The organism is Eisenbergiella massiliensis (assembly GCF_003435485.1).
Window position 1 is genome coordinate 235,864 of record NZ_QVLV01000006.1, and the last position, 23,292, is coordinate 259,155.

Here is a 23,292-nt window from a genome sequence, read left to right on the forward strand (position 1 = left end):
AATTCTGCTCAAAAACATATTAGAAGATATATTCAGGGGCAAATTCAGAAACATTTTCAGAAACACATGCATAAATGCATGCCGAAATACATGCATAATCACATGCATAAACACATTCAGGAGGGGACGCCATGTTAAAGGAAAAAATGCTGTGGATGAAGGACAGCGGCAACATCGGGGATGAAATCAGACAGTGCAGGGACGAAGGCCGGCAGATTGAGGCGCTTCTTCCCCGGGCGGAGAAAATTGCCGCTATGGAAGACGGGGAGGAAAAGGAAAAACAGGCCAGGGAGCTTCTGTTGGAAATGGAGAATTGCCCTGTTAAAGCCATGTTTCCATATGAAGAACCTGAGGCCTGTGAGGATATCCGAAAGGCCGCGCAGGGCAGCAGCCTGTGCCGTCCGGTGCCGGAAGAGGAACTGGAGAATCGCCTGAAGGGCGCCTGGATAGGCAGGGCATCTGGCTGCCTGCTGGGAATTCCGGTAGAGGGCTGGAGCCGGGATAAAATCCGCGGCTTTCTGGAGGAAAGCGGACAGTATCCCCTGCGAAGCTATATGCATTCCGAAACTGATGTAGAAATCCGGGAAAAATACGGGGTGACGGACAGGGATCCAGGCACCGCCTATGACCGTCAGAAAATCTGTTGGATCAATAACATGGATACCTATCCGGTGGATGATGATATGAATTATACCGTGCTCGCCCTGCGCGTCCTTGAGCGGGCGGGCAGCGGCTTTACCTCGGAGGATGTGGCGGAATCCTGGCTGTTCGGACTGCCTGCCTTTCATACCTGCACGGCGGAACGCGTTGCCTACAGGAATCTGATGCATGGCGTACTGCCGCCGGAATCCGGGCGTCTTGCCAATCCCTTCCGTGAGTGGATCGGCGCGCAGATCCGGGTGGATTTCTATGGATATATCGCGGCAGGCAATCCTGCGCTGGCTGCGGATATGGCCTGCCGCGACGCAGTGGTGGCCCAGTCAAAAAACGGCGTTTACGCCGCCATGTATACGGCCGCCCTCATCGCCTCCGCCGCGGTTCTCCCCCGGCCCTGTGAGTGGGTGGAGGAAGCCATGAAGCAGATTCCGTTAAAATCCCGGCTTTACCATGAGCTTTCCCTGCTATTAAGCCAGTGGAGGGACGGCGCGTCCTGGGAAGCAATGGAGGAGGCGATCCACGGAAAGTACAGGGAAGAGGATCACTTTGACTGGTGCCTGGCCATTCCCAATGCGCTGATAGTGACGGCCTGCGTGCTGTGCTTCGGCCAGGATTACAGCGAAGCGGTAATTCATGCGGTGCTTACCGGCTTTGATACGGACTGCAATGGGGCGACGGTCGGTTCCATCGCAGGGATCGCCTGCGGCGCTGACAAAATTCCGGACAAATGGAAAACGCCTGTGCAGCAGATCATCTGCTCCAGCGTAAACAGCTATACAAGGATCCCTGTGGAGGAGATTGTAAAACGAACCATTGCTGTCAGCCGTACCCTCAGGCCGTAATTACCTCCGCCTTCCCGGAAGAATAAAGCACCACTATATGTTTTCCGTCGGCGGAAGGACAGGAAAGCTCAAACGTATGCGGCGTCACGGAGATTTTGTAGGCAAGCGGCAGAACTCTTCTATTTTCCGGAAGAGCCGCATGTATGTGCAGAATCTCCGTCAGCGCCGTAAAATCGTCCGTATAATGACCATTCTCATCCCGGTAAAGCTGCTGGGCATAATAAAGCTTTCTCAGCTCCCATTTGCGCCGTTCATCCTCCGGAATGGAGCCTGCGCGGCCCCCTTCTTCCTGCCCGTCCGTGAAAAAGACAAATCCCCACAGCTCAGGATAATGAATATTGATGACGCCGGTTGGCGCCCATACCCAGTTGTCCTCGGGCAGGGGATTGCCGGTTACAGGGTCGGTGCGTTTTCTGTAACATCCGTCTTCCTTGTCCACAGTCCACTGCACCCTGGAAAAATTCATGCGGTAATACTCCCCGGCCTTCGGCGCCCTTTTCCCCGGCAGGCCTTCGGTGATCGCCCGAAAGGGAATCACCACCTCCGCGGACCAGCCTGTATTTTCCCCATCCGGCCGGTTGATGCTCCCTTTAACTGCAACAGCAGTGCGCAGGCCGTGGATGTCATAGCCGTTAACCGCATTTCCCCCGTCACGGTAGGCGGCCGGAAGGAACAAATCCCATACCGTATTCAACACATTCATTTCAAATTCATAATACTGCTGGGTGTCGGAGTCAGGGTCAATGAAGATTTCAAAATCGTTATCCTGGAAAATGACCTCATCACGTCCTGTTACATTTCCCCAGATCTCATCTCCGTAAAGCTGCGCCCCGATATATAGGTTTTCATCATCCCAGAGCATCTTAACCCGTGTCCCGAAACGTGGGGCGGGCATATGCGCTCCCTGGATGTCGATGAATTCATCCGTATAAGGAGCGTCATCCCAGAAATCCTTGTCCAGATTTCCGTCCGGCTGCAGAGCCGTCCGTGCCCTGCGGCAGTAATACACAGGCGGGTGAAAATCAACGGCCGGGACAGGAATGCGGATATTGTCCATAAGAACCTCTTTTCCGCGGGAAGAAACGGATACCGGTTTATCCGGACATCCTTTCTCCCGCTTTTTTTGATATTGTATCACTGTGTTCATAAATATTCAACAAAAATGAACACTATAGTAAAGAAAGAACAAAAAATACGGTCGATTGTCACTGAAAGGAAAATAATAATATACGAAATAAGCGAAAATATGACCAAAACCAACACTCATAAAAAGGTTATTTTAGAAAAATGCAAAAGATACATAATGAACAAAATTTAACACTAATAATTTTATATGTTTTGTAAAAATGGTAAAAAATGAACAAATATGTATGAAACAGATTGACAAAGTGCATGTGCAAAGTTATTATTTACCTAACAAAAACGACATATAAACGAAAAGAATTTAATGGAAAATTACGATAAAAAGCGTGCTTGTAGTTTTCTTGTAAACATAATGAACATATGTTAAAAATGTTAAGCGTGACGAGAAAAAAACGTACCGCAGAAACATCTAAAATAACAGCTCAAGAAGGGAGAAGTGCATGAAAACGAAAAAAAAGAGAAAGAAAGGATCAACAATGAGGGCATTGCGGCGTGATATATCGCTCTGGCTTTTCTGCATACCGGGCGTCGTGCTGACTTTCATTTTCAGCTATATTCCGATGTACGGCGTACAGCTGGCGTTCCGCAGGTACAATGCGAAAGCGGGGATTTGGGGAAGCCCGTGGGTGGGACTGTATTATTTCAAAAGGTTTTTTGAATCCCCCTATTTTTCATCAACAATTAAGAATACGCTTGTTCTGAGCCTGTACGGCCTGATCGTGTCCTTTCCGATCCCCATTATCCTGGCGTTGCTGCTGAATTCATTCCGGCACAAAAAATACAGGAAGCTGATTCAGACGGTTACCTATGCACCGAACTTTATTTCCACGGTGGTCATGTGCGGTATGATCATCCTGTTTTTATCCCCTTCGGTTGGTGTTATCAATAATATTGTACAGTTTTTCGGGGGAGATCCTGTCAACTTTATGGCGAAAAAAGAATATTGGAGACACATTTACGTATGGACTGGTATCTGGCAGGGAATGGGCTGGAGTTCGGTCATTTATTTTGCGGCTCTTTCCGGAATCAGCCCTGAGCTGCATGAGGCGGCCAAATGTGACGGCGCCACAAAGCTGCAGCTTATCAGGCATATTGACCTGCCCTCCATTATGCCTACGGCAACGGTCCTGCTGATTATGAACTGCGGCAGTATCCTTTCCATAGGCTTCGAGAAGGCGTATCTGCTGCAGAACGACCTGAACCTGAACGTATCGGAAATCATTTCCACATATGTATACAAGGTCGGCCTTATTAATAACGACATGTCCTATTCCACGGCGATCGGGCTTTTTAATACACTGGTCAATCTGGTAATGCTGCTGATTGTTAACAAAGCCGCGGATAAACTTTCAGGCAACAGCCTTTGGTAGGAGGAACAACGAGATGACAGAACCTAAAATAGCTCCCAGGAAAAAGAAGATGAAACGCTGCAAAGAGGACGTGATCTTCGATACGGTTGTTTTTATTGTACTGACTCTGATTCTGCTGATTGTGGCATATCCGCTTTACTGGGTGGTGATTTCTTCCATCAGCGATCCCAGCGCGGTGTCCGGCGGCAAGGTAATCTTAAGGCCGATTGGATTCACATTGAACGGCTATGCGGAGGTGTTTAAAAACAGCGCTGTTATGAAAGGCTTTTTAAACTCCATTATTTACACGGTCTGCGGCGTGTGCATCAATCTGGTGGTAACCCTGCCCACCGCTTATGCGCTTTCCAGGGACAGGTTCGGGGGAAAGAAAATTGTAACGCTTTTTTATATGGTCACCATGTTTTTCGGTGGCGGCCTGATCCCCACTTACCTGGTTATCCGCAACCTGCACATGCTCAATACCATGTGGGCGCTGGTCCTGCCCGGCTGCCTGAGCGTATACAACATGATTGTGGCAAGAACCTTTTTCAAATCCAATATTTCTGAAGAGCTGTATGAGGCGGCGGAAATCGATGGCTGTACCCAGGGACAGTTTTTCTTCAGGATTGCCCTTCCGCTTTCTGCAGCCATTACGGCGATTTTGGTTCTTTATTACGGCGTAGGGCATTGGAATTCCTATTTTTCCGCGTTGGTTTATATTTCCGATTCCGAAAAATATCCGCTGCAGCTGGTGCTGCGTAATATCCTGATTACCAATGAAACGGCGCTGGCGCAGACCGCCACGACAGAAGCGGCCAGGGCTGCGCTCCGGGAAAAACAGCAGCTGATTGACGTTATGAAATATTCCCTGATTATTATCAGCAGTATCCCGGTTCTGCTTTTATACCCTTTTATCCAGAAGTATTTTGTCAAGGGAGTAATGATTGGTTCCCTGAAGGGCTGACGCATTGCGGTGTTTACCGGCAGAGGGCCGGATGAATACAGGCAGCTGCAGCCAAAGGGCGGCTGCCAATATATAAAACAGGAGGAAAAAGAATGAAAAAGAAAGCGGTTGCGTTAGTGCTGGCGGCGGCAATGTGTGTGACGTCCCTGGCAGGCTGCGGCAGCAGCACTGCAAGTACAACGGAAAATGCATCGGGGGAGGTATCGGAGGCTGTCGTGGATGAAAGCGGCAAGGTGGACGGCGTCATGTATAAGGTGGGGCTGCCGCTGGTGGACGAGGGAACCTACGGCTTTTCCATTTTCTGCGACGATTCCAAGGAAAAACCTGAGTACTATATGCTTGATGAGTTCAAGAAGCAGACCAACGTGGATGTTGAAATGCGTATCTTCCCTTATGAAACGGCTACCGAGAGACTGAATCTGGATTTGAACTCGGGAGATTACGCGGATGTTGTCGGCGGATGGACATTAAGCGACAGTATGATCCTGACCTATGGCGTGAATCAGGGGGTATTTATTCCCCTGGAGGATTATTTTGCCGAGTACTGCCCCAGAATTACGGAGATCCTGGATCTGCCCGGCGTAAGGGAGGAAATGACGGCTCCGGACGGACATATCTATGCCATTCCCTATGTCTGTGACGATACCAAGGTAGGCTATTCTCCTTATATCAATGGCAGATGGCTGAAAAATGTGGGGATGGACATGCCCACAACAACGGAAGAGTTCGAAGCCGTGTTAAAGGCGTTCAAGGAACAGGACGCGAACGGGAACGGAGATCCTAACGATGAAATCCCGTTTTCCGCAGACCCCAACAATAAGCATATTGAATCGATGACCGGCTGGTTCGGACTGCCCATGGGAAAATCAGGCATAGGAATCCTGGATGACGAGGTGGTATTTGCAGGCGCAAGCAGCACTTACCGGGAATTTTTAAGCTGGTTTAACAGCCTGTATGAGCAGGGGTTGATTGACCTGGAGATTTTCACACAGGACAGCTCCACCTGGGAAGGTAAAGGAAACCGTGATCTTTACGGGGTTTCCATCGCATACGGCAGCGGTGAGTTCTCCGGTATTGTTCTGGAGGGCGGAGAAAAGAGTGAGTTCGATGTGCTCCCCGTACTGAATACGGATAAAGGCGGCATGTGGATGAGAGATACCAACGGCTTCAGTGTGTACAGGACACAGGCGGTTATTACCGATAACGCAGAGCATCCCGAAGTGATCTGCCGCTGGTTTGACAATGCATTCCAGCTGGAAAACGGTATCGGATGTAACAGAGGCCCTGTAGGAACAGTTGTATTCAAGGAAGACGACGGCTACCGTGCCATTGATGTAAAGACTCTTTCAGAGGAGGATCAGGAAAAATTCAGCTGGGGAAACCTGTGGCCGCAGTCTCTGCCCAAATATATGCCTTCCGGCTTTAAATACATCGAGGATCATCCCACCTATAATGAAAAGAAGGTTATGGAAGACACCTATGAGCCTTATCTGACCAAGACTACCATTCCTTCTTTCTGGATCCCGCTTGACAAAATCGACAGATATTCTGACATCGCAAGCGCGCTCACCGATTACTTCAACCAAAGACAGGCAATGTTCATTTCCGGCGAAATGGATATTGACGATGACACACAGTGGCAGAGCTATGTTGACGGCCTGTATGCGCTGGGACTGGAAGACTGGATGGATGTCCGCGGTATTGAAAAAGTAGTGGAATAAAAGCTGCGCCTTCGCGGGCAGGCAGCGTATACACGCCAGCGTAAAACCGCCAGGATGGCGGTAAGCTGGAAAGAAGCTTTATAAACAGTTGAACAGACAAATCCCTGCCGCCTTGCCATTTGGCGGCAGGGGATTTTTGGAGTTTGGAAGCGGAGGGGAATTTTATGATGCAGGAATGGTTCAGAAAGGCCAGGCTTGGGATTTTTATACACTATGGCATTTATGCGGTGGGGGATGTATCGGAGTCCTGGTCCTTTCATAATGGGAATATTTCCTATGAAAATTATATGAAGCAATGCGGGGGCTTTACCGCCTCCCGATATGATCCGGCGGCCTGGGCGGAGCTTTTTAAAAAAGCAGGCGCGCAGTATGTGGTCATGACGTCCAAGCATCACGACGGCGTGGCTCTTTTTGATACGAAATACAGTGATTTGAACGTGGTGAAGAAAACGCCGGCAGGCAGGGATCTGGTAAAGGAATATGTGGAGGCGATGAATGCCGCGGGACTGAAGACCGGGATTTATTTTTCGCTGATTGACTGGTCGGATCCCCGCTATCGCAGTATTTATCCGGAAGGGGCGAAGCGGGAGGACTGCCTGAAGGATATTTATGGTTCCCCGGCCGGCGGGGAGGAGGACTATGGAAAATGGGAGGAGTTCCTGGAATTCAACAATAATCAGCTCAGGGAATTAATGACAAATTACGGAACTGTGGATTTGCTCTGGTTTGACGGGGACTGGGAACGGAGCGCGGCACAGTGGAAAATGCCTCAGTTCCGGGAATATCTTCACAGCCTGAATCCCAATGTGGTGCTGAATTCCCGGATGCAGGGCTATGGCGACTATGGGACGCCGGAGCAGGGCATCCCCCTTTACGGCCCGGAAGGGGAATGGGAGTTCTGTACCACCATCAATGATTCCTGGGGCTATCGGCCCAGCGATAACGATTATAAGACCAGCGGGCAGATTATCCGCATGTTCTGCGACTGCATCACGCTGGGCGGAAGGCTTCTTTTGGATGTGGGGCCAAAGGAGGACGGCACGCTGGATGAGCGGCAGGAAAAGGTGCTGCTGGATCTGGGAAGCTGGATCCATGATCATGAGGAAGCAGTGTATCCTACGGGAAAGGGCTTAAGCTACCATCAGTTTCTGGGAGGCAGCACGCTGTCCGCGGATCAGCAGGTCCTTTACCTTTTCCTGTATGACAAACCGCTGGAAAGCGTATGCGTCAAAGGGGTGAAGACACCTGTAAAAAGAGTGACGGCGCTGCACAGCGGCCAGGAGCTTCATTTTTCCTATACCGGCTCGCTGCCGTGGAGCGGCATCCCGGGGACACTGTGGATTTGGGCGCAGGATTTGCAGACCCATCCCTTTGCCACGGTGCTGAAGGTGGAGCTGGAAGGAAAAATTACTTATAATCTGGGACATGGAGAAGTGGTGACGAATAATGACTGAGGATATGATGGAAAAATTGCAGACAGCAGATGAAATGACAGAGGAAATCCCTGACAGCGCGGCAGGGGAAAATGAAGAAGCGCCGGAGGAGAAAATTGTACAGGGAGTACATAATTACAGCGCCGCGGAGGGCTATGTCCGGCCCACGGATCCCAAGGTGCTGGAGAAGCTGGAATGGTTCCAGGATCAGAAGCTTGCGCTGATGATGCACTGGGGACCATATTCCCAGCTGGGAGTGGTGGAGTCCTGGGCGCTTTCCGACGCGGATGCCGGGTGGTCAAGAACCGGCATCGACTGGGAGGCTGACGGCAGAAGCTTTAAAGAACAGTATTTCGGGCTGAACAAAACCTTTAATCCCATCCGTTTCGATCCGGAAAAGTGGGCGGAAACCGCTGCCGAAGCAGGAATCCGTTATCTGGTATTTACGACGAAGCATCACGATGGCTTCTGCATGTGGGACAGCAAGTATTCCGATTACAAAATTACCGGAGAGGACTGCCCTTTCCATACCCACAGATATGCGGATATCTGCGGGCATCTGTTCGAAGCCTTCCGGAAAAAGGGGATAGGGATTGCCGCCTATTTTTCCAAGGCGGACTGGCATACGGACAGCTATTGGGCGAAGGGGTTTCCCAGAGGGGAATATATGTGGAGAGGCCCTTCCTATGTTCCGGCGGAGCATCCGGAGGAATGGGAACGTTTTGTGGCCTTTACCCAGAACCAGATCCGGGAGCTGGCGGCAAATTATGGAAAGCTGGATATCATGTGGTTTGACGCCGGGTGGGTCTGCCCCCAGGCAGGCCAGGATATCCGTCTGGGCGAGGTGATCGAGGAAATCAGAAGGTGGCAGCCGGGCATGCTGTGCGCGGACCGCACGGTGGGCGGCCCTTATGAAAATTATATTACGCCGGAGCAGTGCGTGCCGGAGGAACCGCTGGGAGTGCCATGGGAGAGCTGCATTACACTGGGAACCTCCTTCTCCTTTGCCTATGAGGATACCTATAAAACGCCGCGGGAGGTAATCTGCCTGCTTGTTGACATCGTGGCCAAGGGAGGTAATCTGGCAATTAATGTGGGGCCTCAGCCGGACGGCAGGCTCCCCAAAGGTGCGGTTGCATCCCTGAAGGGAATGGGCGAATGGCTGAAGGTATACGGTGAGGCCATATACGGCACTCGTGTCTGCGAGCCTTATAAAAAGGGGAATATCGCCTTTACCCGGAAAAAGGATGAGGATATTCTTTATGCGCTGGAGCTGTTCCCCGATGAAAAAACGGTGGTTCCGGAGGTGGTGCTGCTGCCTTTTACGGAGGATGTGATCGAAAGTATCGTAAAGGTGACGATGACTGACAGCGGTGAGAGCATTCCCTTTACCCGGCAGAAAAGCGGGATTCTGGTAAAACCGCCCCGCAGGCCTTTGGATACGGCGCCGATCGCCAGAGTATACAGGATAGAAAGAAAGCGCAGGAGCGCGCGGACAGGAGAAGAAAGAAGATGATGAGGTTAATCGGCTATGTGGGCGCAAGGGATCTTTCCGTCATAACGGAGGAAGATATCCGGTGCCTGGATGTAATCAATATTGCCTTTGGGCAGGTACGGGACGCTTGCATGGTTTGGGACGGGCAGGCCTGCAGGCCTGCGCTGGAGCGTATACGGAAGATAAAACCCGGTATTAAAATCCTGCTTTCCGCAGGCGGCTGGGGCGCGGATGGTTTTTCCCAGGCGGCGCTGACGGCACAGGGCAGGGAAAGCATGGCGGCGAGCGCTGCTGCGCTGGTGACGGAATACGGGCTGGACGGTATAGATATTGACTGGGAGTATCCGGGAATGGCCCTGGCGGGAATCGGCTCCCATGTGAAGGATAAGGAAAATTTTACACTGCTTTTGCAGGCGGTGAGAGAAGGGCTGGACGCTGTCGGCGGAGGATATATGCTGACCATTGCGGCTGGCGGGGATTCCTATTTTACCAGGCAGACCAACATGAAAGAAGCGGCTGTTTTTCTGGACTATGTCCAGCTGATGACCTATGATCTGCAGGGCGGCTTCCAGAAAGTGACCGGTCACCATGCGGCGCTGCGTCCCGGAAACTGCAGCCTGTTTGACGCCTGTGTTGACAAGGCGGTAAACGCCTTTCTGGAGGCGGGGGTCCCGGCGGAAAAGCTGGTGGTTGGCGTTCCCTTTTATTCCCGGAAATGGGAAGGTGTGAAGGGAGGCGGCCCGGGACTGGGCCAGGAGGCCGAGACCGTGGGCGGCTACGGGCCGGATTACGGCAGCCTGACAGCGGATTATATCAACAAAAACGGATTTATCCGTTACTGGGACGAAGAAGCGTCATCGCCCTACCTGTTTGATGGAAGCACCTTTATCAGCTATGAGGACGAGGAGTCCATGGCGCTTAAGGTGAGCTACGTGGAAGAAAATGGCCTGGGCGGCATCATGTACTGGGAATACCGCTGTGACGGGACCGGGGCGCTGACCGGATTCCTGCGGCGGGAACTGGACAGGGGGCTGTGCCCTGGGGGAAAACAGGAACCGGGCAGGAGGCCATGCCCTGGGGTGGAACAGGAACCAGGCGGGGGACTGTGCCCTGGAGCAGTTCAGGAACCGGAGGTAAACCGGGGTGGGGAGGCGGCGCATGAAAGCGACTGAAACGGCAGCTGTGCTGTCCCCTGCCCTACAGGACTATGCAGAACGTAGGTTCCGGGAACGGGCCGAAATCTATGCCCCCATATTTTCTGAAATCGAAAGCGGGCTTTCCTGCTGTGCGCAAGAGGAAGCGGTGCTGATGCGTTTCCTTTACGGAACGATGCCGGTGCGGGATGCGGGGGAATACGGGTTTGAGGTATTTTTATCCTATGTACGGCATGCGCTGTGGCTGCGTGACAATGTGGAGTGGTGCAGACGGCTGCCCGAGGATATTTTCGTCCATTACGTGCTTTATTACCGCATTAATACCGAGGATATCAGCGACTGCAGACCGTTTTTTTATGAGCGGCTGAAGGACAGGATTGCCGGGCTTTCCCTCGAGGAAGCAGTCAGGGAAATCAATTACTGGTGCGCGGAGCATGCAGCTTATGAGTCTACGGATGGCAGAACCGCTTCCCCCATGACCATGTACCGCTGCGGAAAAGGAAGGTGCGGCGAGGAATCCGCCTTTGCGGCGGCTGCCTGCCGCAGCGTGGGAATTGCCGCCAGGCAGGTCTATGCGCCCAGGTGGGCGCACTGTGATGATAATCATGCCTGGGTGGAGGTTTATATTCACGGCAGGTGGCATTTCCTTGGCGCCTGTGAGCCGGAGGAGGAGCTGGATCGGGGATGGTTTTCCGGCCCGGCGGGACGGGCAATCCTGATACACAGCCGATGCTTCTGCGATTATGACTGCGGCGGCATGCAGGAGGAATGGATCGGCAGGGAAGACGGGGTGTACTATTTGAATGAAACCGCCTCCTATGCGAAGACCTGCCGGCTTACAGTTACGGTAAAGGACGCGTCGGGAAGGCCGGTGAGGGGGGCGCGGGTCGCTGTGGAGATACTGAATATGGCGGAATTTTTCCCGGCGGCAGCCCTGGTTACGGATGAAAACGGCGAGGCAGGCATCACCATGGGAATCGGCGATGTCAGGCTGAGAGCCTGGAGCGGCGGCTGTGTATGTGAGAAAATGGTATTTCCGGCGCAGGAAGCCGGAGCCCGGGACAGCGGGCTTAAGGAAAACCGGGCGGGGGAAATCAGGACGGAGCTGGTGCTGAAAAGCGGATATCCTTTTATTCAGGAGGAAGACGTGAAGGGACGGCTGGCCGGAGGAAGCAATACCTGGGAACAGATATTGCTGACGGCGCCTGCGCAAGCCCCTGTCTCCTGCGCCCGTCAGTCGGAGGAACAGAAAGGACGCAGGCAGCGGCGGCTGGAAGAAGCTGTCCATCTGCGGGAGGAACGTTTCCGCGCCCTCCTGGGGCAGCTGCCCGCAGGGGAATTCCCTGAAGAGAAGGAAATGTTGCAAATCGCCGGGGAAAATGCGGCGCAGCTGTACGCCTTCCTGAAAAAGGACGGAAACCCTGACAGAAAGCGTCTGCTGCACAGCCTGGCCCGGAAGGATTACAAGGATGCGCCTGCAGGTGTGCTGGAGGATCATCTCAGCTGCACGCAGGGAGAGCTGCCGGAGGACATCTATGTCCCATATCTGCTTTGCCCCAGGATTTACCTGGAGGAGCTGACGCCCTGGCGCAGCTTCATCTGCAGCTGTTTTTCAGAGGAGGAAAAGTACGCTTTTACCCGGCGGCCGGAACTGGTATGGGATTATATAGAGAAAAATATCCGGTATGATGCCCGGCTGGATTACAGCGCCGTCTGCGGGACGCCCATTGGCTGCCTGAAGTTAAAATGGGGCAGCCTGCTGACCCGGAAAATACTGTTTGTGGCAATCTGCCGCAGCCTGGGCATCCCCGCCCGGCTCCGGCGCAGCACCATACAGCCGGAATATCTGGAAAACGGAGAATTCCGGGCGCCCGCCGGACTGCACGGAAAAGACAGCCCGGGCTGTCTGCCGGCGCCGGCATTGCTTACCCTTGAAGCGCCCGAAGCACAAAGCGGGGAGAAATGGAATTATGGACAGAACTGGACTATCGGGAAGCTGGAAGGGACGGGCTTCTGCACACTTGGTTATGAGGGGATTTGCTTTTCAGGGGATTCGCTCACCCTGGAGCTGGAAGCCGGAGTGTACCGGCTTGTCACCTCACGGCGTCTGCCGGACGGCAATCAGCTGGCGGCTTTCAGCGTATTTGGATTAAAGTCGGGAGAATGCAGGGCAGTGGAGCTTTTGTCCGGGGAAAACGATGAAAAAACCATGCTTTCCGATTACCCAGCCAGGGAGCTGCCGGAGCTTTTTCTCTGGGATGTATCAGGGGAAAGACAGTCCCTTGCCCATATCACAGGACGCGGGACGGCGCTGGTGGCTTTCCTGGGCGCGGGAGAGGAACCGACCGAGCATGTGTTAAATGAGCTGAATGACTACGCGGAGCAGTGGAATGGCAGCGGCGCTGAAATAATCGCGGTGCTTCGAAGGCCGGAGGAACTAAAGAATGCCACGCTGCAAAGGGCGCTGGCACGTCTGTCTTCAGTGCGTATTTATTTTGACAGAGAGGAAGCTTCGGAAAAGACTGCGGCCGTGATGGGCGCTGATCCGGAGAAACTACCTCTGCTTGTGCTCACGGAAGAGGGGCGCCGCGGGATTTATTCCTGTGCGGGCTATCACGTGGGCAGTGTGGATTTGATTTTACAGATTTTGCTTTTGAGAAAAAAGGGCAGAAAAGAGGAAAATGATGATAACTTTAACCGGAAAGCGGAATGACGCCTGTTTTGCCGAATTTGTCTGGGAAGGGGACGTCCGTATCAGAAGCTACCGGCTGGGTCTTGAGCAGCTTTTTCACGGCAGGTACCTGGAAACGATGCTTGTGCCTTTTACGGACCAGGCCGTCCTGCTCATCGGCTGCGGGAAAAAGGAGGACTTCGCTCCGGGGCTTACCGCGGTAAAGGAGGTGCTGGCGGCAACGGCGGCAAAATGCAGGGATTTCAATATCCGGGCCTGCTCCATGGATGTGAGCTGCTTTACGCAGCTCCTCGGGCCGGAGGCATTTACCGCGGCCGTTCTGGGGCTGGGGCTTGGCTGCTACCGCTACCGTTATCAGCCTTTGGAAAATGAGGAGGCATGGGACTGCGATTTCCAGCTGGAAAACGGGGAAGCGTATGCGGACAGGCTGAAGGAAGCGAGGGAGCTTCTGGCGGGGATTTGCTTTGCCAGAAATATGGTGAATACGCCGGGAAACCACCTGCGGCCCATGGATTTTGACAGGATTATCACCGCTTATGAAAAGGATGTGGAGATCGAGGCGGAAACCCTGGTCTACGGCCAGCTGCGGGCGCTGAAAATGGAAGCGCTTTACAGTGTGGGGCAGAGCAGTGAATATCCTCCCTGCCTGCTGATTCTGCGGTATCGGGGAAACCCGGACAGCGATGAAATCTACGGACTGATCGGAAAGGGAATCACCTGTGACACCGGCGGCTACTGTCTGAAAAGCAGTGATTCCATGGGAGGCATCAAATCCGATATGGCGGGCGCGGCGGCAGTGGCGGCTGCGATGCACGCGGCAGCCGCGCAGCGGCTTAAGGTGAACGTGACGGCCTGCCTGCCTTTGAGTGAAAACAGGATATCCCAGTCAGCGCTGCTTCCGGGAGACGTGATCACAGGCTTTGGCGGCAGGACAATAGAGGTGCTCAATACGGACGCGGAGGGACGTCTTGTGCTGTCTGATGCCGTGAGCTACGCAGTCCGCAGGGAAGGAATCACAAAAGTTCTGGATATTGCCACGCTCACAGGCGCGGTGGCGAATATGCTGGGCAATACCATAGCGGGAGCCATGTCGGATGACGATGGGTTTTATGCGCTCTTTGAACGGGCGCTGGAGCATTCGGGAGAACGCTACCTGCGCCTGCCCTTCGGCCGGGAGCATGAGAAGATGATAAAAAGCGATGTGGCGGATGTGAAAAATGTGGGGGGAGGCTGCTGCGGCACCATCACGGCAGGGCTGTTTATCCGCAGCTTCTGTGAAGGAAGGCCCTGGCTTCACCTGGACATCGCCGGAACGGCCTGGTGCGGTTCTCCCACCTATGCTTATGAGAGCAAAGGAGCTACCGGAGCCGGGGTGACAACCTTATATTATCTGATGAAAGAAGCGTCGCTGCCGCACTGAGCATTCAGTGCGGCGGCGACGCCTTTTTGCCTGACAGTATTTCTTTTTTTCAGGCCTTATCCGTCAGTCTCCGGTGGAAGCGCGGAAAATCACCTGGGAAGAGATATAGGTGGTCTCAAACTGGCTGTCGGGATGCTGTATCCGGTACAGAATCTGAGAGGCAAGCCGGTTGCCGATATCCTTATTGAAGACCTGGACCGTGGTCAGCTCCTCCGCCAGCGGGCTTTCCATATTCCCGTCAAAACCGGAAACAGCCACGTCCTCAGGAATCCTGAAGCCCCGTTTTAAAAGCAGCTGCATCAGGATGCAGGCCACATAGTCGCTGACGCACACAAAAGCCTCAGGCATTGCAGGAAGCGTATCAAGGAAGGCATCAATTTCCTCTTTATAGGTAAAAGCGCCGATGGATCCGGTGAGCATACATTCCTTTGACAAAGCCAGCCCAAAACGTTCCAGTGTTTTGGTAAAGCCTTCATACCGTTCATAGTTGGATTTGGCATAGTTGATGTCCCCGATAAAACCGAAGGTTTTCCGGCCCTGCTTTATCAGGTGCTCCGTTATCCGGGCGGTGCTGACGCCGCTTTCCATCAGCAGGAGATCCCCGTTTAAGGAGGATGGGTCAATGGCTGTGGCCGTATCCAGAAAAACCTTGGGCGTATCAGCCCGGGACAGCAGACGTATCAGCCGCTCATTGTAAACATTCATGACAATGATACCGTGTATGCTTCCTCCAAGCAGCTGGGACGGAAGCGTATAATCCTCCTCGATAACCGAAGGAAGATAGGTATAAACCAGATTGACATCGTGAAAGGAGAATTCCTTTGCGATCTGGTGGATAATGTTCATCCAGAAAATGGAAGTCTCCGGACGGCAGACCGCTACCGCAATGTTGACGTCCTTTTTTTCGGGGACTGTGTTCCGGTCAAGCTCTTCCGGAAATTTATAATCGAGTTCTCTGGCTTTGGCGAGTATTTTTTCTCTGAGATTGCCGGATACACCCTCCTGGCCGCTGAATACCTTCCAGACTGTAGTACGTGAAACGCCCAGAGAAGAGGCGATTTCCTGAAGTGTCGCTTTTTTCATGCTGTGTTATAACCAATCCGCGCGCTGCGCAGCACGCAAAAATAGAGTAACAGATCCGGAAAAACGCGCCATTTGTTCAACCGGACAAAAAAAGACAGAGGCCATGGACAAATATGGGAAAAGAAGGAGAAAAAAGCAAGCTTTCTGGTGTCTGTCCTGAGATTTATTATAGCATTGCGCAGTGACATTTTCAAATGTAAAAGAAGGGTAAAAGGAGGGGAAAAGGAGGGGAAAAGGAGGGGAAAGAACGGGAACAGAAGGTGGAGACTCCCGGAAGAATAAGATGGAAAAGAAGAATAAATATTGTGATTGTAGCTTCCCGCATATATTCCCCAGTTGCGGTACAAAAAAGGCGTTTTCCCGCTTCCCACATTAACTCCCGCAGAAACTGTAATAAATTAGCAGTTGACAGAACCGGGCAAAGAATATAAATTAGTTATATAAACTATTTATATAAAATAGTTATATATTGTAAACCATATCTGCATAAAACATCGTTTTTGCATTATTTTGCATGAATAGGGACAGGAGGGAAAATGCCAAAACAGAAAATCACCCGGGAAATGGTAATAGAAGCCGCTTTCGATATCGCGCGCCGGGAGGGGATGGAAAAGGTAATCGTTAAGAATATTGCGGATAAGCTGGGCTGTTCCGTACAGCCGATTTACAGCTATTGTTCCAATATGGAAGGGCTGAAGGCGGCCCTGACAGAACGCACGGGCACATTTATGAAGGAATATCTGGCGGCTCATATCGAAAAAAAAGATTATTTCAGGAGCATGGGCCGGGCGCAGCTGCGTTTTGCCAGAGAGGAGCCTCAGCTGTTTCAGCTGTATTTTCTCAGACGCCGCAGTGACATCCATTCCCTGCAGGATCTGTATTCCAAAGAAAGCAGCCGCGAGGTTGCAAAATTTATATCCGATACGCTGCAGCTTACCATGGCGCAGGCGGAACAGCTGCATCTGCATATGATAATCTACACAATGGGAATCGCGTCAATTTTGGCGACCTCTTGCTCCCACATTCCGGAGGAAGAGCTTATGACGCAGCTGGAAACAGCCTGCGATGCCTTTCTGGCAGAAATGAGGAGAAAAAACAATGAATAAAATTCTGATCATCTATTACACGAAAACGGGTTTTACGGAAAGATACGCTCAGTGGGTCAGGGAAGAGACAAACTGTGAGCTTCTGCCCTACAGCCGCAGAGATACGGCAGATTTTACGGCATATGATACCATAGTATATGGCGGCGGCGTCCATGCGGGCGCCATCAATGGAATCAAATGGTTCAGGAAGAAAATGACGGAGCTGTCGGGAAAAAGGCTTGCGGTATTTGCCACAGGGGCTATGCCGCCGGAATCGCCGGAGCCGGAAAAGGCGCTGAAACAGAATTTTTCAGAGGAAGAATGGCAGAAGCTGAAAGTGTTTTATCTTCCTTCCGGCCTGAATTATGAAAAAATGGGAGCCGTTGATCGGGCCATGATGGCCATGTTCCGCAGTCTTATGAAGAAAAAAGAAGGGGAGGACAGCGAAGCATACCGCGCCGTCAGCGCCTCCTATGATATATCTTCAAAGGAGTACCTGAAGCCGCTGCTGCAATATCTGAAGGAAAACTGAAACAGCCCTCCCTGTTCCGGACAAAGTAAAATTCCGGCCGCCTACAGGACGCCAATCAGATCAATCAGCGTAAATATTGCCATAAGCACCGGCTGATGCAGCATATAAACCGGAAGCGTATTTTTTCCCAGGAACTCCAGCGGCTGGCATTTCGGCTTCTCCAGAAGCGGCAGGCGTACAGAAGAGGCGGGAATGCCGCGGCCCGCGGAAGCGTTCCGCAAAAAAGCATACCGCTCAGCGGCCTTTTGACGCAGAAGCGCCGCCCACAGAATCAGCTGCCAGGTAAAATAGCCGCTGAAAAACAGGAAAATCCAGGGTATCAGCGGAAAATAATCGGTAGAATAAAATCCATCGTAAGGGAAGCCCAGCACCATCATGATTTTTCCATGATATAGAAAACGGGGAAGCTCCAGAAGGCGGAAGCTTTCAAACCCCAGATAGCCGTAGGGGGCTTCCTTTGTAAGCAGAAACAGCAGGAAGCTTACGGGAAGCCCGGCAAAAGCCGGAATCCGTGAAAGCAGCGGATTCAGCAGGGCCGTAATCAGCGTGGCCAGGCCGAAAAAGCTGAGGATTCCCATAATTACAATGGCGTCAGGCATCACAAAAGCCGTAGCCAGCGTGATAATGATCCCGCAGCCGGTCAGAAGCAGTCCCCTCTTTACCGGACGCCGTCCCAGACAGAAGCACATGCCGGAGAGGAAAATGAAAGTCCAGCAGATGCTCTGCTGCCATATCTGGCCCGGGTCGTCCCGGAACCAGGGCATTCTGACATGGTAAAGATATGTCAGATCATAGGCCGCATGATAGGCAATCATGCTGAGCAGAGTAATCCCTCTTGTCATATCCAGTAAAGAATAACGGGGACGGGTATTTTCCATGAATCAGTCATTGCTCCCTTCTGCTGTTGTCAGCTTCTTACTATTTCCGTATCCATTGCGGGAAATTCGTTTTTCCAGGATTAGAATCAAAACAAAAGCGGCCAGGCAGATCAGGGTTATCACGATGCCCAGCGTCAGCCCCGCAGGATAATAATGCATTTCAACCGTATGCTCACCGGCCTCCAGGGAAAGGCTGATGAAGGTATCGTCAAACAGTCCCGGCTGCACCTCTTCACCGTCCACAAGCACCTTCCAGCCCGGTTCATAAGGCACGCTCAGCACCAGTTCACCGGCTTTGGAAACCTGGATATGTCCCCGGATATGGGTGGAATCAAAGGAATCCACTGTCATGATTTCACTGCCCAGGATATCAATGGCCTGCGCCAGGATATCTTCATCCAGCCGGTACGCAGAAAGGCTGAGGGAGCTGCTGTCTTCGGAATGCAGGGAGATTACGTCCCCTTCATCATGCCAGCCCAGGTCGCAGATGTAATGGTATTTCAGCTTGGTAAAGGACTTGGACAGCGATTCGGATTCCATTTTCAGGGTATCCACCTTGGAATTTCCCACATAAGCGTAATAATGGCCGCTCTGCTGCGCCGTGACGATGGTTCCGTTTCCTTCCTCCTGGGAGGGCACGCTTTCAAACAGGGAGCTTTGCAGACCGAGGGCGCGTACCATCAGGTTCTGTGTTTCCAACGGATTGGAGCCTTCTCTGTCCAGGACGGCTTCCAGCACATCCGTCTGTGTATCCTCCACATTGCCGAGAAATTCATCCAGGGCGTCCGGATTTTCTGTCCCTTCCTCCGTCCCGGCCGCTCCGGAGGAGGAAGCTCCGTCAGCAGGCGCGTCCGGAGGATCGGTGATATCAAAGCCCGGATGCTCACTCACCATAAAGCCCAGAGGAAGCGTATATTTACATTCATACAGATAAATATCCCCTTCGCTGTCAATGAGCGTATACAGGTTCGGATCCTCCTTGGAGGATTTGGAGAACATGTAACGGACGGAGAGCAGCGAGGAGGTTAACGGCGTTGCGCCGTCAAAGCAGTAAAATACCTTGCTGTGGCTCATCCCCAGCTTTTCGTAGAACTCCTCCACCTGCCCGTTGGCCGTGGAAGAAAACAGGGAAGCGGTGGGATAGCCTATCATGGTGCCGTCGTTTTTCGTCACCCGGCTGAACTTTTCGAACCGGTAGAAATCCGGGTCCTGTTCCCTGATGCGATCCACCAGAAGCTGGTAATTATCATGGTTTTCCAGATATTTGCTCCTGCTGGTCACGGAAACGCTTGTCTGATACATATTGATGGAGGCTTCCGCGGTCACCACAACCAGGGTGAGGACGGCCAGCAGCTTCAGGTTGAAGTTCTTCTTTTTATAATAATAAGCAAAAATTCCATACAGACATAAAAATACGGCAGTCAGCAGGAAGGTTTCCACGGCAAATGCTTCATCGTCCTTCAGCAGCTTTTCACACAGCAGCACAAAGCCCAGGGACAGGCAGAAGCTGACGCCCAGGGACTTGAAGGAACACTCCCGGATGCGCAGCACCGCCTCGCAGCACAGGGTGAGCAGCAGGAATATATACATAAAGGACTGGCGGCAGGGAAGGGAATCCGGGTAGTTCATGCCATGCCACATGAAATTCAGCACATTGGTGGAAAAGCTTACCAACAGAAACGCCAGGAGGCCCAGTCTTGCAGCCTTTTCCCGGAGGGAAATTTTCGCATTGGAAACATACAGCGGAACCAGCAGGAAAACCGCAACGCCGCAGTAAATGTTCGGCCAGTGATCCAGCCCCGTTTCCACCGCCACATCCATGCAGTGCCTCGCCAGCATGTCGATGGTGGAGAAATAGAAGGTCAGCTTGGAGGGAAAGTTAAAGTCGCTGAATTTCGTCAGATGCAGCGCTGAATATTCCGGTATTAACAGTATGGCCGCCATGCCTCCCGTCAATACGGAAAAAAGCGCAAAACGCAGTACAGCGCCGCCCATCCGGCGAAGGGAGCTGCAGTGGGATACCAGCAGCACCAGGAAATACAGCACCAGGAAAATACATACCATGATGGAAATATAGTAATTGGACAGGATGCACAGCGCAAGGCTGATGCAGTACAGCCTGTATTTCCCTTCAGTCACCAGCTTTTCAAGCCCCAGGGCTATCAGGGGGAACAGGAAAATACAATCCAGCCACATCACGTTCCAGTTATAGGCCGCCAGATAGCCGGACATGGCATAAAAAACGGCAAAGGGAACCACGGCCGCGCTTCTGGTTTTAAAATGCCGGGTAAGATACCAGGAAAAGGTAAAACCGCTGAAGCCGATTTTCAGGATGACCAGGTAGGACATGAATTCGATCAGGTATTTATCCGGGAAAAGTGCCACAAGCCAGTTGAAGGGACTTGCCATATAATAGGCGTAAAGCGCAAGAAAATTAGAGCCCACGCCCACATTCCAGGAATAGGAAAGGCTGTTCCCGCTTCGGATTTTACTGAGCATTTCAGAAAGAAAGGGGACGTACTGGTGGTACATGTCCGAGTGCATGAAGCTTTCATCGCCAAACGGGAAAATGCCGTTGATAATGAAAATCGCCAGCATGATCAGAAAGGGAATGGCAAAGGAAAGCAGGCAGGCCCAGTTGCTTCTTATCCATCTGCCAGGGGAAGGAGGTTCTGAGGCTGCCGTTTTGGATGGGTTGTTGCGGGCCGCGCGGCCCGCCGTCATTGTATTCATAAATTTCATTTTTGTCGTTGTACCTCCGGAGCTGTAATTGGGTTACGCTTATGTGGCCGTGCGGTTTTTCCGGCGTAGGAAATTAACCGCCGTTACGCTTTGATGCATCAAAGATCTGGTAATACTGATAGCCTCTGTAGCCGGAAAGCAAATCCTTCTGATCGTCCGCATTCGTAAAGGTACCATCTTTAAGCTCCACATGGTTGGCGGAGATTACGGGCGCCTCCCCGGAAAAAGCAGCCAGGTAGCTGAAATAATCGGGAAGGGGAAGGCCTGCGGCCTGAAGCGTCTGAAAGCCCAGATAATTGGCGCTGGTTTCCACGCCTGTGGTTTCCTCAATATCATAATTGGCCCAGATGATGAAAGGAACCTTGTAACGCCGTGACAGTTCTTCCTCAGTCAACGTTGCATTACGCTTCCCATTGAGCTTCCATACCGGCTCCACAACGGAGTTGGTAGGCTGATGATCACCGAAGAAAACAATGATGGTTTCTTCCTCCTGCCCTTCAAAATAGGCAATCAGCTCCTGCAGCGCCTCGTCCGAAAGCTTCATCAGGGATAAATAATTGTTCAGGGCTGTGGAATTGGCGCCCTCCACGGTAATATCCGGCTGGAAATTATCGAAGCTTTCCGTATAAGAAGAATGGTTCTGCATCGTTACGTTGAATACGAACAGCGGTTCTCCGGGTTCTTTCTTTTCGTAGGTTTCAATAATTTTCTCAAAATCCGATTTATCACTTACATACTCTCTCACAAGAAGCGGATTTTTATAATCGGGCAGGAAATGCATTTCCTGAAAGCCCAGGTCCGGATAAACCTTATCCCGATCCCAGCCGGTTGCCTTGTAAGGGTGCATGGCTACCGTTTTATAGCCAAGGGAAGCCAGGTGGGAGGCCATGGAAGGCGTTTCTGCCTTGATGTACTGCTGGTAGGGGATACTGCCGGTGGGAAGAAAGGCCATGGTATTCCCCGTCAGGTATTCAAACTCGGTATTTGCAGTATTTCCCCCCAGGACTGAAACATTCAGCCATCCGGAAACCGTGTTGTCCGCGCCGTCCATCATGCTGTGCATAAAAGGCATATAATCTTCATTGGTCTGAAAATCCGCAAGCACGGCCGGATCGGAAAAGGCTTCATCCATGATGACAATAATGTTCGGTTTTTTCTCCGGTTCCTCCGAAGGATGTGCATAGGCGGCCAGCTCCTCCCGGGCGGCATCCGCGTTGTAGCCGGCCGGTTTGTCTACGGAGATATAACGCAGCTCCATGACAAAGGCCAGCGCCGTGCCGTTCTTGAAGCTGATGGTGGTCGGGGTAAAAAGCTTGTCATACAGTCGCAGCTTCTGCTGGACGATTTCGTCGGAATGGAACATGCCGCCGAAGGCCACCAGCAGGGCGCATACAACGGCAGCCGTGGGTATGCGGAATTTCCAGGTTCCTTTTTTCAGTGTATACCTGCAGAAAAATTCCAGTATCAGCAGAACCAGAAAGCCGATAACCACAAGAAGCGCCTGTTTGTCCAGCGTATATTCATAGTTGTCCGCAACGCTTGCGGCGGTGCTGATGGAGAACAGATCCCAGGGCTGAATCGGCACGGAACGGAAATTCAGCACGAAATAATTCACCAGCCCATACAGGAAAAAGAAAAGCGTTTCCGTCATCAGCGCCGCATGCAGCCGGCCGAACAGGGCGAAAAGCAGCAGGGCAACCAGCTCAAACATTACGATATTGAGCACCTGCGGAGTTGCCTTCATGGTTTTCCAGGGATTATGGGTAAACCATTCCAGCAGATAAAAGGTTACGATTGGGTAAAGCAGCAGCAAAATCAGGTTCAGCCTGCTTTCCTTTATTTTCTTTAGAAATTTCATTTTTACTCCCATCTATGCGCATTGGCGCATTTTAAAATCAGGAAGGCTGAAAGCGTCCTTTTTTCAGCTTACTCCCATCTATGCGCATTGGCGCATTTGAAAATCAATATTGTCAGAGCCGCATGTGCCGTTTAGCTTCGGCTTGGAAGCCTTGTTTTCCCATACGGATCAGAATACCCCATGATTCTTGTTACATTCTAGTCAGCGATATGGTGACTGTCAAGAGAAGCGGCGAAGAATTCAT

16 protein-coding genes are annotated in these 23,292 nt (G+C 52.0%); 11 read left to right on the forward strand and 5 right to left on the reverse strand.

Translation table 11 applies throughout. From position 1 onward, the window contains the following. Positions 1-131: 131 nt before the first annotated feature. Entirely contained in the window at positions 132-1,499 is a 1,368-nt protein-coding gene (locus DXC51_RS11105; protein ID WP_117544561.1) for an ADP-ribosylglycohydrolase family protein, read from the forward strand. On the opposite strand, the gene DXC51_RS11110 is transcribed toward DXC51_RS11105, so the two are convergent. After that, positions 1,489-2,556, reverse strand: a complete 1,068-nt coding sequence (locus tag DXC51_RS11110; protein ID WP_117544562.1) for a carbohydrate-binding family 9-like protein — start codon at positions 2,554-2,556, stop codon at positions 1,489-1,491. The two genes, DXC51_RS11105 and DXC51_RS11110, sit on opposite strands and share 11 nt — an antisense overlap. A gap of 526 nt (positions 2,557-3,082) precedes the next feature. Between DXC51_RS11110 and DXC51_RS11115 the strand changes: the two genes are divergently transcribed. The 8 genes from DXC51_RS11115 to DXC51_RS11150 all read left to right on the forward strand — a co-directional run bounded on the left by DXC51_RS11115 (position 3,083) and on the right by DXC51_RS11150 (position 14,870). Further along, positions 3,083-4,012: an ABC transporter permease gene (locus tag DXC51_RS11115; RefSeq protein ID WP_021639326.1), complete on the forward strand. Its 930-nt coding sequence runs from the start codon at positions 3,083-3,085 to the stop codon at positions 4,010-4,012. 13 nt (positions 4,013-4,025) lie between these two features. Beyond that, positions 4,026-4,955: a carbohydrate ABC transporter permease gene (locus tag DXC51_RS11120; protein WP_021639327.1), complete on the forward strand. Its 930-nt coding sequence runs from the start codon at positions 4,026-4,028 to the stop codon at positions 4,953-4,955. A 92-nt stretch (positions 4,956-5,047) separates the two neighbouring features. Next, on the forward strand, positions 5,048-6,676 hold the full coding sequence (locus DXC51_RS11125) for an extracellular solute-binding protein (RefSeq protein WP_117544563.1): 1,629 nt from the start codon (positions 5,048-5,050) through the stop codon (positions 6,674-6,676). A 164-nt stretch (positions 6,677-6,840) separates the two neighbouring features. Continuing rightward, positions 6,841-8,130: an alpha-L-fucosidase gene (locus tag DXC51_RS11130; protein WP_035323751.1), complete on the forward strand. Its 1,290-nt coding sequence runs from the start codon at positions 6,841-6,843 to the stop codon at positions 8,128-8,130. Then, a complete protein-coding gene (locus DXC51_RS11135) occupies positions 8,123-9,625 on the forward strand; it encodes an alpha-L-fucosidase (protein WP_243003179.1) in 1,503 nt (500 codons plus the stop codon). The genes DXC51_RS11130 and DXC51_RS11135 overlap by 8 nt, the downstream gene beginning before the upstream one ends. Further along, entirely contained in the window at positions 9,622-10,776 is a 1,155-nt protein-coding gene (locus DXC51_RS11140; protein ID WP_117544564.1) for a glycoside hydrolase family 18 protein, read from the forward strand. The genes DXC51_RS11135 and DXC51_RS11140 overlap by 4 nt, the downstream gene beginning before the upstream one ends. Beyond that, entirely contained in the window at positions 10,763-13,471 is a 2,709-nt protein-coding gene (locus tag DXC51_RS11145) for a transglutaminase domain-containing protein (protein ID WP_243003180.1), read from the forward strand. The genes DXC51_RS11140 and DXC51_RS11145 overlap by 14 nt, the downstream gene beginning before the upstream one ends. Then, positions 13,440-14,870: a leucyl aminopeptidase family protein gene (locus DXC51_RS11150; protein ID WP_243003181.1), complete on the forward strand. Its 1,431-nt coding sequence runs from the start codon at positions 13,440-13,442 to the stop codon at positions 14,868-14,870. The genes DXC51_RS11145 and DXC51_RS11150 overlap by 32 nt, the downstream gene beginning before the upstream one ends. 63 nt (positions 14,871-14,933) lie before the next feature. Here the strand turns inward: DXC51_RS11150 and DXC51_RS11155 are convergent, their stop codons facing one another. Continuing rightward, the gene (locus DXC51_RS11155; protein WP_117544566.1) at positions 14,934-15,953 is read right to left on the reverse strand and encodes a LacI family DNA-binding transcriptional regulator; all 1,020 of its coding nucleotides are present in this window, start codon (positions 15,951-15,953) and stop codon (positions 14,934-14,936) included. Positions 15,954-16,489: 536 nt separating this feature from the next. Here DXC51_RS11155 and DXC51_RS11165 point away from each other — a divergent pair. Both DXC51_RS11165 and DXC51_RS11170 read left to right on the forward strand, forming a co-directional pair. Then, the gene (locus DXC51_RS11165; RefSeq protein WP_021639336.1) at positions 16,490-17,059 is read left to right on the forward strand and encodes a TetR/AcrR family transcriptional regulator; all 570 of its coding nucleotides are present in this window, start codon (positions 16,490-16,492) and stop codon (positions 17,057-17,059) included. Next, a complete protein-coding gene (locus tag DXC51_RS11170; protein WP_117544568.1) occupies positions 17,052-17,570 on the forward strand; it encodes a flavodoxin domain-containing protein in 519 nt (172 codons plus the stop codon). The genes DXC51_RS11165 and DXC51_RS11170 overlap by 8 nt, the downstream gene beginning before the upstream one ends. Before the next feature lie 41 nt (positions 17,571-17,611). On the opposite strand, the gene DXC51_RS11175 is transcribed toward DXC51_RS11170, so the two are convergent. The 3 genes from DXC51_RS11175 to DXC51_RS11185 form a co-directional block, all read right to left on the reverse strand. Then, the gene (locus DXC51_RS11175; RefSeq protein ID WP_025490639.1) at positions 17,612-18,448 is read right to left on the reverse strand and encodes a heparan-alpha-glucosaminide N-acetyltransferase; all 837 of its coding nucleotides are present in this window, start codon (positions 18,446-18,448) and stop codon (positions 17,612-17,614) included. A gap of 3 nt (positions 18,449-18,451) precedes the next feature. Next, positions 18,452-21,190: a YfhO family protein gene (locus DXC51_RS11180; RefSeq protein WP_117544569.1), complete on the reverse strand. Its 2,739-nt coding sequence runs from the start codon at positions 21,188-21,190 to the stop codon at positions 18,452-18,454. Between the two features lie 73 nt (positions 21,191-21,263). Further along, on the reverse strand, positions 21,264-23,048 hold the full coding sequence (locus tag DXC51_RS11185; protein WP_117544570.1) for an LTA synthase family protein: 1,785 nt from the start codon (positions 23,046-23,048) through the stop codon (positions 21,264-21,266). Positions 23,049-23,292 lie beyond the last annotated feature (244 nt).

Excerpts from the sequence above, each read along its gene's own strand:
- DXC51_RS11105 (WP_117544561.1), top strand. The coding sequence starts at position 132 with ATGTTAAAGGAAAAAATGCTGTGGATGAAGGACAGCGGCAACATCGGG.
- DXC51_RS11110 (WP_117544562.1), bottom strand. The coding sequence starts at position 2,556 with ATGGACAATATCCGCATTCCTGTCCCGGCCGTTGATTTTCACCCGCCT.
- DXC51_RS11115 (WP_021639326.1), top strand. The coding sequence starts at position 3,083 with ATGAAAACGAAAAAAAAGAGAAAGAAAGGATCAACAATGAGGGCATTG.
- DXC51_RS11120 (WP_021639327.1), top strand. The coding sequence starts at position 4,026 with ATGACAGAACCTAAAATAGCTCCCAGGAAAAAGAAGATGAAACGCTGC.
- DXC51_RS11125 (WP_117544563.1), top strand. The coding sequence starts at position 5,048 with ATGAAAAAGAAAGCGGTTGCGTTAGTGCTGGCGGCGGCAATGTGTGTG.
- DXC51_RS11130 (WP_035323751.1), top strand. The coding sequence starts at position 6,841 with ATGATGCAGGAATGGTTCAGAAAGGCCAGGCTTGGGATTTTTATACAC.
- DXC51_RS11135 (WP_243003179.1), top strand. The coding sequence starts at position 8,123 with ATGACTGAGGATATGATGGAAAAATTGCAGACAGCAGATGAAATGACA.
- DXC51_RS11140 (WP_117544564.1), top strand. The coding sequence starts at position 9,622 with ATGATGAGGTTAATCGGCTATGTGGGCGCAAGGGATCTTTCCGTCATA.
- DXC51_RS11145 (WP_243003180.1), top strand. The coding sequence starts at position 10,763 with ATGAAAGCGACTGAAACGGCAGCTGTGCTGTCCCCTGCCCTACAGGAC.
- DXC51_RS11150 (WP_243003181.1), top strand. The coding sequence starts at position 13,440 with ATGATGATAACTTTAACCGGAAAGCGGAATGACGCCTGTTTTGCCGAA.
- DXC51_RS11155 (WP_117544566.1), bottom strand. The coding sequence starts at position 15,953 with ATGAAAAAAGCGACACTTCAGGAAATCGCCTCTTCTCTGGGCGTTTCA.
- DXC51_RS11165 (WP_021639336.1), top strand. The coding sequence starts at position 16,490 with ATGCCAAAACAGAAAATCACCCGGGAAATGGTAATAGAAGCCGCTTTC.
- DXC51_RS11170 (WP_117544568.1), top strand. The coding sequence starts at position 17,052 with ATGAATAAAATTCTGATCATCTATTACACGAAAACGGGTTTTACGGAA.
- DXC51_RS11175 (WP_025490639.1), bottom strand. The coding sequence starts at position 18,448 with ATGGAAAATACCCGTCCCCGTTATTCTTTACTGGATATGACAAGAGGG.
- DXC51_RS11180 (WP_117544569.1), bottom strand. The coding sequence starts at position 21,190 with ATGAAATTTATGAATACAATGACGGCGGGCCGCGCGGCCCGCAACAAC.
- DXC51_RS11185 (WP_117544570.1), bottom strand. The coding sequence starts at position 23,048 with ATGAAATTTCTAAAGAAAATAAAGGAAAGCAGGCTGAACCTGATTTTG.